The sequence below is a fragment of the Chitinophaga varians genome, from assembly GCF_012641275.1.
GTDB lineage: Bacteria > Bacteroidota > Bacteroidia > Chitinophagales > Chitinophagaceae > Chitinophaga > Chitinophaga varians_A.
The window spans coordinates 636,318-648,796 of the sequence record NZ_JABAIA010000002.1; the positions used below are offsets into that span (position 1 = coordinate 636,318).

Below are 12,479 nucleotides of genomic sequence, written 5' to 3' on the forward strand. Positions count from 1 at the left end.
CATGGTTAAGTCAATATACACACGTGGAACAGTAGTACTGCTGTTATGGCTGTCGCTGATATCCTGCACTAAAAATTTTGAAAAGATCAATACCGACCCCACTGCCGCTCCTGTAGTGGCGCCGGGCATTCTGCTGACAAGGGGACTGCTGTTCGTTTCCGGTGGAGAGTTTGAAGCATGGCGTGCCAATCTGATTTATTGCGGCCCCATGATTCAGCACCTGTCTTCCACCAGTCTCACCTACGTGGGGGATAAGTACCTGTACAACGACGGCTACAGTGGGGCGGCGTTTAACTCTTTTTATCCGAACGGCGTAAAAATACTGACCACGCTGATAGAGCAAACGAAGACCGATCCTTCGCAGGCCAATTTTACTGCCATGGCCAGGATTGCCCGGGTGATCATGCTGCAGCGGCTTACGGACCTATATGGTAACGTGCCCTATACCGCTGCCGGCAAAGGCTTTATAGATCAGAACTTCACCCCCGCCTATGATCCGCAGGACGCTATATATGCCGGCTTTGCCGCCGAGTTGCAGGATGCGGCCACCCAGCTGGATGCCACCAAGACCACGCCCGGCAGTTCGGATATTTCCGGATACGCCGGCTCTCCCGCGCAGTGGAAAAAGCTGGCTTATTCCCTGTTGCTGCGCGTGGGATTGCGGCTTTCCAAAAAGGCAGACCCCTCGCTTGGTAAGGCCTGGGTACAGAAAGCATTGGCTGGTGGCGTGTTTACTGCCAATACGGATGCTTTTTATATCCAGCATGCTGCCGGAGACTATGATAATCCCAACAGTCACGTTATCGGGGTGTATCCCGGCAGCAGGGCGGAAACAGGGAAAGACAACCAGAGCATCAAACTGTCGAAGTTTTTTGTGGACCTGCTGAAAACAAAGGCAGACCCGCGTTTACGGATCATTTCCGAACTGCCTAAGGCTGATTCCACTCCCGGCGGGTCTGATGATCCTGCCTTGCAGAAGGGGCTTCCCAGCGGATTTGATAACACCTCGGACCCGGTGTTTGGCATCGGGTCTACCGGAGATGCCAACCTGGCGCATTATTCACAGCCCAAGCAGGTCATAGCGCAGCCCACTTCCCCCGATATTTTCATTACTTATTCGGAAGTGCAGCTGATGCTGGCGGAAGCTGCCGCCCGTGGCTGGATTGCCGGCGATCCGGTGACATTCTTTACCACAGGGGTAAAGTCGGGCATATGGCAGTGGACCCTGTATTCTTCTTCCATTGTGTATGACGACGCCGCTGCAACCACATATGCCACCGCCCAGGCAGCGGCGCTGGCAGGGCCATTGGCGGCTCAACTGGAAGCGATCAATACACAATATTATATTACTACTTTCCTGAATGAGTATGAAGCGTATGCCAATTGGCGCCGCAGCGGCTTCCCGGTGCTGAAGCCGGTGAACTATAAAAACAACGAGACCAATGGCCAGATACCCCGCCGGCTGCGTTATCCAAGGAATGATTATGATGTGAACAGGGCCAATGTGGAAGCGGCCAACGCAGCCCAGGGCCCGGACGTGTTTATGACGCCTGTATGGTGGGACAAGCCCTGACCGCGTATTATTTTCACCGTAATAAAAAACGCCATGACTAAAAACATTTTGCTTTCAGCCATTCTTGTATTAGCCTGCCTGTCGCTACAGGCGCAGGATTCCCTGGGGCTTTCCCAGACCGTTAGTTTCCGGAATGCCGTGTCCAATAATATGGGCGTCAAATTTAGTTCCGTGTTTAGTTTCAGTCCGAAAGAGAATACGGTTGGCAGTCCTTATTTGTATCCCGACTGGGGCCGGTTGTGGATTGATTCGATGGATAACAGGCCGGTGGCCCGTTCGGTGGTATATGATGCCAATATTGACCTGGAGAAAAATATGGTGATCGTGAAAGGTGGTGATGGCAAGGCCTATGTGCCGGACGTCAACAATGTGCAGGCATTTCATTTTAAAAAGGGAACGGAGGCAAATGCGTTCGTTGCCATGCAGGTGGAAGGCGTGAATAAGTTCGTAGAGCAACTGGCAGCTGGCAAATACAGGCTGGTAAAAGAAGCTAAGGTAACGTTTCATCCGGCGGACTTTGTGGACAAAGGGATGGTGCAAACGGGTAAAAACTACGATGAATACAAAAAGTCGTACACCTATTACCTGGTGAAAGACCGGGTGCCGGTGAAGGTGAATATGCGCAAAAAGCAGTTCCTGGAGGCTTTGAGCAGTGATCCTGCAGCACAGGAGGCCGCGCGGAAATTTCTGGCCGGTTACCGGGAGCCTTTCGATGAAACCGCCGCCAGGCTCACGATAGAAGCTGTCAATAAATAACGGCGCTGAAAAATAAAAGGCCCGTCTGACTCGTCGGACGGGCTTTTGGTTATCAAACATTTTCCACTGTCACCTTTGTCCCGGGCTGATATAGCAGCGGACTGATATTATTTTCCTTGTTAGCTATATTATTTTAATACTTTTAACGAGTTGTTAACCAAACATCAAAAAATTGTTAAATCTTTTTTGCACTTCTCATAATTATCCCTAAGTTTGAAACCAATATCTATGCTGACAAAACTTGTTGTGAAATGAAAAATGAGATGTACGGGAGAACGGGTTTTTTTTTAAGATACATTGCTAAAACGTTTTACTACTGTAAGCAATACGGGAACAGTGAACAATGAAATAGCCAATGGAGTAATTCCATTTTAACGACGGAAACGGAAACTATGTCTTACCTGCCTACTGTACTGCCTTCTGCAGTCATTTGCTGGTGAAGAGGTTTGCCATGCATTATCATGTGACTGATCACTTGTTATAATTTAAACCAAAAGGAAGCTATGCGAAGATCATTTCTTCTCACCACGTTGCTTTTCTTATGCTGTTGCTTTGCTGCATGGGCGCAGGATAAAAAAGCTGTTACGGGAACCGTAAAAGATGAAAAAGGAACGCCTTTGCCGGGAGTTACGGTAAAGGAGAAAGGTACTGCCAATGGTGCCATGTCTGGCGCTGACGGTACCTTTAAAGTACAGGTAGGCCCTGACGCCACGCTGATACTCTCCTACATCGGTTTTATCAACCAGGAAGTACCGGTAAACGGACAAACCTCCCTGACCGTTGTTCTGAAAGAAGACAACAAAAACCTGAACGAAGTTGTGGTTACCGCGATGGGCTTGAAACGTGAACAACGTAAACTCGGTTATGCGGTAACAGAATTGAAAGGTGCAGATGTTGCCAAAACCAACTCCATCAACCCGGTATCTGCATTACAGGGTAAAGTGGCCGGCCTGGATATCTCCGCTGCTGCCGGCGGCCCTGCTGCTGCTCCGCGTATCGTGCTGCGCGGCGCTAAATCGCTGAACGGTAAAGACCAGCCTATCTTCATTGTGGACGGTGTGATCTTCGAAAACGATGAAAGTGCTGCTGACGTAAACTTCGGTAACGTACTGAAAAACCTCAACCCGGACGATTATGAGTCTGTTACCGTACTGAAAGGCGCTGCTGCAACAGCCCTCTACGGTTCCCGTGCTATCAACGGCGCCATCCTCATTACCACCAAAAAAGGTAATGCAAGAAAAGGCATAGGCGTTACCGTTAGCCAGACCGCTCAGATCGAAAAAGTATACCGCGGCGCTATTGACCTGCAAAACGGCTATGGTCAGGGTATTGACGGTTCTTACGATAACACTGCCGGCGGTTATAGCTTCGGTCCTAAAATGGACGGCAGAATGGTACAACTGGCCAACGGCATGAGCGTACCGTTCACTCCTAAACCCAACAACGCTAAAGATCTTTACCAGACTGGTAAATACTTTAATACCAACGTGGCCATGGAAGGTGGTAACGACAAAGGAACTTTCCGCCTGTCTTACTCCCACCTGGACAACAACAGTGTTTCTCCGAACAACAGCTTCGGCAGAAATACTTTCGCATTCCGTGGTTCCTCCCAGATATCCAAAGTGCTGAGCGCAGATGCGGGCGTAACTTACGCTACCTCCAAAACACTGAACCCCGACCGTCAGGGTGGTGACTACACCAGCTACAACATCGGCCGTAAATGGGTGTATGTGTTCCCGCGCAACTACGATCCTTCTATCTGGAGCAAACCGGAAAACTACCTCGGACCTAACGGCGGCCGTGCTAATCTGAGCACCAACCCGGGCGCTGACTATTTCTATCAGCAGGCTTATAACAGCTGGACCCGTAAAGAATCCCTGGTGACCGGTAACTTCTCCCTCACCGCGGTAGCTACCGACTGGCTGAAATTCGTTGGTAAAGCCAACTTCAGCAGTGAGCAGTCTACTGACGAACGTAAAGAAGTAGGTACCGCCGCATTCTTCAAAGGTTCTGATGGTTTCTATTCTATCGCAGGTGTGAACAAATCACAGTACACCTTCACCGGTATGGCGATCATCACCCCTAAGCTGGGCAAAAAATTCGATGGTAACCTGAACCTGGGCGCTGAAACATGGAACAGTGGTATCGGTAAACAATACAACAACTACTCCGACGGTGGTCTGCGTATTCCTTTCCTGTATGATATCACCAACAGCGTAAACGCGCCGGTCGTGAAAAATGATCCGCTGCTCCGCAAACGTATCAACTCACTGTTCTTCGCAGCCAGCCTGGCTTACAATAATGAACTGTTCCTGGACGTGACCGGCCGTAACGACTGGTCTTCTGCACTGACTTATCCTGCAGGCAGCAAAGGAAATACTACCAACTCTTACTTCTATCCTTCCGTAAGTGCTGCATGGGAATTCACCCAGACACTGAAAGAAGAAATGCCTTCCTGGATCAGCTATGGTAAACTGCGCGCCTCTTACGCGATGGTGGGCGGTGACCTCGATCCTTATCAGATCAACACCGGCTATTATACCACCGGCCTGTTCCAGGGTGCTTCCTCCGGTAAAAACCTGCCGCTGGTAAACATCTTCAACTCAGACATCCTGCCGAATATGGCCCTGAAACCTTCCATCTCCAAAAGCTGGGAACTCGGTGCCAATGTTCGCTTCTTCAACAACCGTCTGGGCTTTGACTTCGCCTGGTACCGCACCAACATCACCAACCAGATCATCAATCTGCCTACGCCGATTGAATCCGGTGTTACCTCACGTTATATCAACGCCGGTAGCATGATCAACAGAGGTATTGAGCTGTCCATCAACGGTACGCCTATCCAGAACAAGAACTTTACCTGGGACGTAACCTTGAATGGTAGCCGCAACAAAAACAAAATCGTGAGCCTTACTCCGGGTGTAGATCAACTGCAACTGAACGAAGACCAGGGCGTGAAAGCCATCGCTTCTGTAGGCGGTAGCTACGGTAACCTGGTAACAGACTACGGTTATACCCGCGATGCCAACGGTAAACCAATCATCACGCTGGGTGGCAGCGATTTCCCTTACAAATTTGTACGTGGTAACGCAGTCGTAGGTAACATTATGCCTGACTTCAACCTGGGCTTGCAGAACAACTTCACTTACAAAAACTGGAGCCTCGGTGTATTGATTCAGGCACGTATCGGTGGTGACTTCTTCTCTGCTTCCCACCAGTATGGTACCGGCCGTGGTACTACTGCCAACACTATGCAGGGTCGTGACACCGAACATGGTGGTATCACCTTCACAGATGCTTCAGGCGTAAAACGCAACGACGGTATGATCCCGGACGCGGTGTTCCAGAAAGGGACCACTATCTCCAAAGATGGACAGAACGTGGTGCTCGATGGTATGACTTACCAACAGGCATATGAAAAAGGTTATGTAACGCCGCTGACACCATTCCAATACTATGGCATGATCGGTGACTGGGGTATCGGTATCCGCGAAGCTTCCGTATTCGACGCTTCTTATGTAGCGCTGCGTGAAGTATCCCTCGGTTACTCCCTGCCTACCGAAATGGTACAACGCTGGAGACTGAACAGTCTGCGCGTATCCCTGGTGGGCCGTAACCTCGGTTACCTGTTCAACAACCTGCCGGACCACATCAACCCGGAAGCAGTACGTAACAACAAAACTTCTGCCTTCTCCGAGTACGGCGCTGTTCCATTTGTTCGTAACATGGGCCTGACTGTACAGGTAGGATTCTAATAACCGTTTAACAATTGACAAACATGAAAAATGTAAATAAATGGGGATTAGGCGTAGCAGTAGCTGGTATGATGCTGAGCGCCTGTACCAAAAACTTTGAAGATCTCAACACCAATCCGCAGGTAAGCCAGGACGTACCACCGGAAATGTTGATCACCCAGTCTGAAAAAGGTATTGTAGACCGTGACTTTGACTGGTTCTATGATGCATACACCTATCAGATGAAGTGGATGCAGTTTGGTGTGGCAGCTCCCGGATCTTCTCCCACCGGCCTTTTCAGCCCAACCAACACCAACGACTTCTACAATGCCTTCTATAAAGGCATTGGTCGTAACCTGGTGGAAATGGAAGCAGTAGTGGCCAAAAAATCGGAAGCAGAACGCGCACAGTATGGCAACGTACTGGCCATCGCCAAAATCCTGAAGGTGTACAGCGCCTGGAGAGCTTCCGATGCTAACGGTAGCATACCTTATACCAATGCATTCCAGTCCCGCTCTGATGCAAACTATACACCTACCTACGATACGCAGGAGAAACTGTTCCCTATCTGGGATGCTGAACTGAAAGCGGCGGTTGCTACCCTGCAGAGCGGCCTTTCCGGCCAGGCTTCTCCAGGTAACGCTGAAATCTTTTATTCAGGCGACATCACCAAATGGGCGAAAGCAGGTAACGTACTCCGTATCAAACTGGCTATGCGCCAGCTGAAAAGGACACCGGATAAAGCGACAGCTATCATTACAGACGCAATGGCCGTTAAAAATGGTCTCTTCGAAAGCAATGCAGATGAATGGAAATTCATCTCCGCTGATCAAAGCTTCGCCCGTGCCGGTAACTGGGCAATGGACAACAACCCATTGTCTGCCAGCAAAAACATGCTGGACTACATGTACAATAACAACGATCCCCGCCTGGGCATCTTCTATGAGAAAAACAGCTATACCAAAGAACTGGTGGACAGTCTCGTAAAAGGTGGCGTTTTCCCTTCCATGCAATATAACGAACGCCGTTATTTCGGTCTGCCTGCCAGCCCGGACAGAAGAAGCGTAAAAGCGGATTCTGTGATCTTTAACGTAAAACGTTATACGATGACCTTCAACGGCAAGGAAGTCACCCGCACCGTGGATACCGTGTCTGCTGTACAACGCCGTTTGTTTGACCTGGACGCCGAAAACGGCAACAATAACGGCGCCCGCTATACGCAGCCAATTTTGAGCTATGCTGAACAATGCTTCATGCTGGCTGAACTGGCAGTAAGAGGCATTATCTCCGGTACTGCCGCCACTTACTATGCCAATGGTGTAGAGGCTTCCATCAAAGCATACGATGACATGGCCCGCGAAGCTAAAATCCGCGACTATGCACCGCTGGACGCTGCTGCGATAACAAAATACATAGCGAACGATGCGATAGCCTTCACCGGTACCAACGATGTCCTCCTGGAAAAAATCAATATCCAGAACTTCCTCAACCTGTTCAAATCCCCCTGGGAAGCATGGGGCGCCTGGAAAAGGACAGGTATCCCGAAAGAGGGCGGTATCCTGCCGTTTGAACCAATGCAGGTGGCCGGCCAGACTGTCGTGATTCCTCGTCGCTGGGCCCTGCCACAGCCAACCATCGCTAACCAGACTAACTGGAGAAATGCTATCACCGAAATGCAGCAAACCGGTGAATACGGCAACGCCGACAACGATTTTACCGGCCGCGTATGGTGGGATAAAAAATAGGATTATAACAAGTACGTATATACGGCAACTTTGCCGGTAAATAAGAGGCGGCTGTCCCATATGGGGCAGCCGCTTTTTCATTTTTGTAGTAATACTTCTACAGCCTGGCAATATTATGACTACGACTTTGAAGAACTACTACAAATACGGCTCTAATTAAACCGTAAATTTGGTAATTGGGTAGTTTTTAACCACTCCCTTAAGAGTCAGTGAATTATATCTTTATTAAGTTGTTGGGCTATTAATTGTTCGTGATCAATGTTGAATCCTTTTTCCGGAAGGCATCCGGGCAATAATGTTCATTACTGCAAATCACCATTTGTTATATCATATTAAAATAACGAAACTCGCTATATGGTTACCGTCCGGTGAAAGACCGGCATGGTAACGTTAACCCTAATTTGGCAAGCATAGGACCAGATATAGCAGCACCGGGGTGGTAGCCGGCTGCTGCTACTATCACTTATCAGATTATAAATGTGGCTGGCTGTGTCCACAGTTCAGCATCTGTTTTTAATTGATCATCTCTTTAATCTCGCTCAGCTTCAGCAGTGCTTCCACCGGTGTAAGCCTGTTGATGTCCACCGTGCCCAGTTTCTCCCTGATCTGCTGGAATGTATCGCTGTGCGCATCAAAAATATTGAGTTGCAGCTTTTGGGTAGGCGTCGCAATGTTTTTGATGTTTTTCTGTAAGGAAGTGTCGATATGTTTTTCTTCCAGGTTGGCCAGTACTTCATTGGCCCGGTTTATCAGTTCGGGTGGCATGCCGGCCATGCGGGCCACATGTATACCGAAGCTATGCCGGCTGCCTCCCGGCGCAAGTTTGCGCAGGAAGATGATTTTATTGCCGGACTCCATATTGGTGATATGGAAGTTTTTTACCCGCGCATGTTTATTTTCCAGCTCGTTCAGTTCGTGATAGTGCGTGGCAAACAATGTTTTGGGTCGATGTTCTGTCATGTCATGCAGGTACTCCACAATGCTCCAGGCGATGGAAATACCGTCATAGGTGCTGGTGCCACGGCCAATTTCATCGAGTATCACCAGACTGCGGGGCGTGATGGTGTTGATGATACTGGCGGTTTCGTTCATTTCTACCATGAAGGTGGATTCACCGCCGCTCAGGTTATCGGAAGCGCCTACACGCGTAAATATTTTGTCTGTGAGCCCGATCTCGGCGCTGGTAGCGGGCACGAAGCTGCCCATGTGCGCCATCAGGGTGATCAGGGCGGTTTGCCGCAGCAGGGCGGATTTACCGCTCATGTTGGGACCGGTCAGGATAATGATCTGCTGATCGTCTTTGTTGAGCTGGATGTCATTGGCCACATAACTTTCACCTGCGGGCAATCCTTTTTCTATCACCGGGTGGCGGCCTTCCCGGATATCGAGCTGATAACCGTCAGTGATCACCGGCCGGCGGTACTTGTATTGCAGGGCATTGTGGGCAAAACAAAGCAGGCAGTCGAGCTGCGCAAACACCTGCGCGTCCTGCTGCACCGGCTCAATAAAGGGTTGCAGGGCAGCCAGCAGTTCGTCGAACAGCCGTGTTTCCAGTGCCAGTATCTTGTCTTCGGCGCCTACGATCTTTTCTTCGTATTCTTTCAGTTCCGGGGTAATATAACGTTCGGCGTTGGCCAGCGTTTGTTTACGTATCCAGGTATCAGGGACTTTGTTCTTATGAGTGTTGGTCACTTCCAGGTAATAGCCGAAAACATTGTTAAAGGCTATCTTCAGGGATGGGATGCCGGTGGCTTCCGACTCTTTCTGTTGAATCTGCAGGAGATAGTCCTTGCCTTTCGTGGCGATGGCACGCAGCTCGTCCAGTTCCGCGTTGACGCCATCGCGGATTACACCGCCCTTGTTGACCAGCACCGGCGGGTTCTCCATTACTTCGTTCAGTATCCTGTTGAGAATGGGAGCACAGATGTCCAGTTTTTCGTTGAGGCGTAACAGGTAGTCGTTTTCGCTTTTGAACAGCAGGTTTTGTACGGCCTGTACCTGTTCGAGGGAACGGGCCAGCTGCATCACTTCCCGTGGGTTGATTTTACGCAGCGGGATTTTGGACACCAGTCTCTCCAGGTCGCCGGTCAGTTTCAGGTGATGTATCAGTTTCTGGGCCAGTTCTGTTTCTTTAATGAAAAAGGTAACGGTGTCCAGGCGCTCGTTGATCCGGGCGATGTCGCGCAGTGGGAATACCAGCCAGCGTTTAAGCAGGCGGGCGCCCATCGGCGTGGAAGTATTGTCCAGTACTTTGAGCAGGGTATGACCGTTTTCCACGCTGCTGTTCAGCAGCTCCAGGTTACGAACGGTGAAGCGGTCCATCCAGAGAAAATCTTCCTGGCTGATACGCTGCATGCGGGTGATATGTTGCAGATGCGGGTGTTCAGTGTCTTTCAGGTAGTGCATGGTAGCGCCAGCCGCTATGATGGCGGCATCCATACCTTCCACGCCAAACCCTTTGAGGGAGTGGGTCCCAAAGTGTTTCAGCAGGATGTCTTCTGCATATTGGGTGGTAAAGATCCACTCGTCGAGGTTGTAAGTATAAAAACGGCCGCCAAAGGTGGCTTTGAAATGTTTCTGTTGCTGGCGGGCAAACACTACTTCTGCCGGACGGAAGCTCTGCAGGAGCTTGTCCACATATTCAATGCTGCCTTCGGCGATGATGAATTCGCCGGTGGATATATCAAGGAAGGAAACGCCGGTCACGTTTTTATCGAAATGAACGGCTGCCAGGAAGTTGTTGCTGGCATTTTCCAGAAGTTTGTCATTAACGGCCACGCCGGGCGTCACCATTTCGGTCACCCCGCGCTTTACAATGCCTTTAACGGTTTTAGGGTCTTCCAGCTGATCGCAGACGGCCACACGGTGCCCGGCTTTTACCAGCTTGTGCAGGTAGGTGTCCAGCGAGTGATGGGGAAAACCTGCCAGGTCAACGTAAGAAGCAGATCCATTGGCTCTTTTGGTTAACACAATGCCCAGTACCCGGGAAGCGATCACGGCGTCTTCATTGAAGGTCTCGTAAAAGTCGCCCACGCGGAATAAAAGTACTGCATCCGGGTATTTGTCTTTGATAGCCTTATGCTGTAGCATCAGTGGCGTTTCTTCTGATTTACTTTTTGCCATGGCGCAAATATATAAAACTCATCCGATCCGGTTATCTTTGCAGATCATGAGAAAACTTAGCATGGATGAACTGGGCCGTAAAACGGTGGACGAGTTCAAGGCGGCAGATAAAACACCGGTGGTACTGGTATTGGACAATGTACGGAGTATGCATAACGTGGGGTCAGTGTTCCGTACCGCTGATGCTTTCCTGTTACAGGGCATCGTGCTGTGTGGCTATACGCCCGTGCCTCCTCACCGGGACATCAACAAAACGGCGCTTGGTGCCACCGAGACGGTGGACTGGCAATATTTCCCAACTACCATGGAAGCGGTGCAGGCATTAAAAAATGCCGGTTACCTTGTTTTTACCATTGAACAGGCCGCCGGCAGCGTGATGCTCGATGCTTTTACCCCTCCCGCAGATCAGCCGGTGGCACTCGTGTTCGGCAATGAGGTGAGCGGGGTAGACGGTGAGGTGATGAAAGTGGCGGACGGCTGCATCGAAATACCCCAGTCAGGCATGAAACACTCCCTGAATATTTCTGTCAGCACCGGTATTGTAGTTTGGGATATCTTTGTAAAACTGAAGGCCGCCGCCGGCCATTGATGCAGTATCGATAAGATTATATTTAAGAGCTGTTGGCTCAACTGTTTACATATGATTACTACTATTAACAAGTATCTGTCGCTGGTAAAGTTCAGTCATACCATCTTTGCGATGCCGTTTGCACTGACAGGTTATTTTATGGCCACTACAAAAGGAGGGGGCAGTTTCAGCTGGGCTACCTTCGGGCTGGTGGTGCTGTGCATGGTATTTGCCCGCAGCGCCGCTATGGCGTTTAACCGCTGGCTGGACATGGACATTGATAAACTAAACCCGCGGACGGCCAAAAGGGAGATCCCGGCTGGTGTTATTTCCCCGCAAAATGCCATGTTCTTCATCCTGATCAACGTGATGTTGTTCGTGCTGACGACCTGGTTTATCAACCGCATTTGTTTTTTCCTGTCGCCCATTGCGCTGATGGTAGTGCTGGGATATAGCTATACCAAACGTTTTACGGCCCTGTGCCACCTGGTATTGGGCGTGGGCCTGTCGCTGGCGCCTATAGGAGCGTACCTGGCCGTGACCGGCGAGTTTGCCCTGCTGCCGGTGTTGGTGTCCGTACTGGTGCTGTGCTGGGTATCGGGCTTCGATATTATTTATTCCTTACAGGATGAGGATTTTGACAAATCCCAACAGCTGAATTCTATCCCCGCCTGGCTGGGCCTTTCCGGCGCCCTGCGTTTCTCAGAGCTGCTGCATGTGATAGCTGCCGCACTGGTGATCACCATCGGTATATATGGCCACTATCACTGGCTTTTCTGGATAGGCGCGGCCGTGTTCATTGTCATGCTGATATCCCAGCACCTGCTGGTAAAGCCCAATGACCTGAGCCGGGTGAACGTGATGTTTATGACCACCAACGGTATCGCCAGCGTGGTGTTTGCCGTTTTTGTCATCGCAGACATGCTGCTCATGTAGGTATTTTTTGATTGACGAATTTTGCGATTGGGGGAGATAAACCA

7 protein-coding genes are annotated in these 12,479 nt (G+C 50.2%); 6 read left to right on the forward strand and 1 reads right to left on the reverse strand.

From position 1 onward, the window contains the following. Position 1: 1 nt before the first annotated feature. The 4 genes from HGH92_RS17200 to HGH92_RS17215 all read left to right on the forward strand — a co-directional run bounded on the left by HGH92_RS17200 (position 2) and on the right by HGH92_RS17215 (position 7,808). Complete coding sequence (locus HGH92_RS17200; RefSeq protein ID WP_168872004.1) at positions 2 to 1,573, forward strand: SusD/RagB family nutrient-binding outer membrane lipoprotein; 1,572 nt, start codon at positions 2 to 4, stop codon at positions 1,571 to 1,573. Positions 1,574 to 1,606: 33 nt separating this feature from the next. Continuing rightward, the gene (locus tag HGH92_RS17205; protein ID WP_168872005.1) at positions 1,607 to 2,329 is read left to right on the forward strand and encodes a hypothetical protein; all 723 of its coding nucleotides are present in this window, start codon (positions 1,607 to 1,609) and stop codon (positions 2,327 to 2,329) included. Positions 2,330 to 2,832: 503 nt separating this feature from the next. Then, positions 2,833 to 6,084: a SusC/RagA family TonB-linked outer membrane protein gene (locus HGH92_RS17210; RefSeq protein WP_168872006.1), complete on the forward strand. Its 3,252-nt coding sequence runs from the start codon at positions 2,833 to 2,835 to the stop codon at positions 6,082 to 6,084. A 23-nt stretch (positions 6,085 to 6,107) separates the two neighbouring features. Next, positions 6,108 to 7,808, forward strand: coding sequence for a SusD/RagB family nutrient-binding outer membrane lipoprotein (locus tag HGH92_RS17215; RefSeq protein WP_168872007.1), 1,701 nt, complete (start codon positions 6,108 to 6,110; stop codon positions 7,806 to 7,808). A gap of 513 nt (positions 7,809 to 8,321) precedes the next feature. Here the strand turns inward: HGH92_RS17215 and mutS are convergent. Next, on the reverse strand, positions 8,322 to 10,931 hold the full coding sequence (gene mutS / locus HGH92_RS17220; RefSeq protein WP_168872008.1) for a DNA mismatch repair protein MutS: 2,610 nt from the start codon (positions 10,929 to 10,931) through the stop codon (positions 8,322 to 8,324). Positions 10,932 to 10,977: 46 nt separating this feature from the next. Here mutS and HGH92_RS17225 point away from each other — a divergent pair, with 46 nt between their 5' ends. Both HGH92_RS17225 and HGH92_RS17230 read left to right on the forward strand, forming a co-directional pair. Further along, positions 10,978 to 11,520 (forward strand): RNA methyltransferase, encoded by a 543-nt coding sequence (locus tag HGH92_RS17225; protein ID WP_168872009.1) that lies wholly within the window; start codon positions 10,978 to 10,980, stop codon positions 11,518 to 11,520. Positions 11,521 to 11,571: 51 nt separating this feature from the next. Continuing rightward, the gene (locus tag HGH92_RS17230; protein WP_168872010.1) at positions 11,572 to 12,435 is read left to right on the forward strand and encodes a UbiA-like polyprenyltransferase; all 864 of its coding nucleotides are present in this window, start codon (positions 11,572 to 11,574) and stop codon (positions 12,433 to 12,435) included. Positions 12,436 to 12,479: the final 44 nt, after the last annotated feature.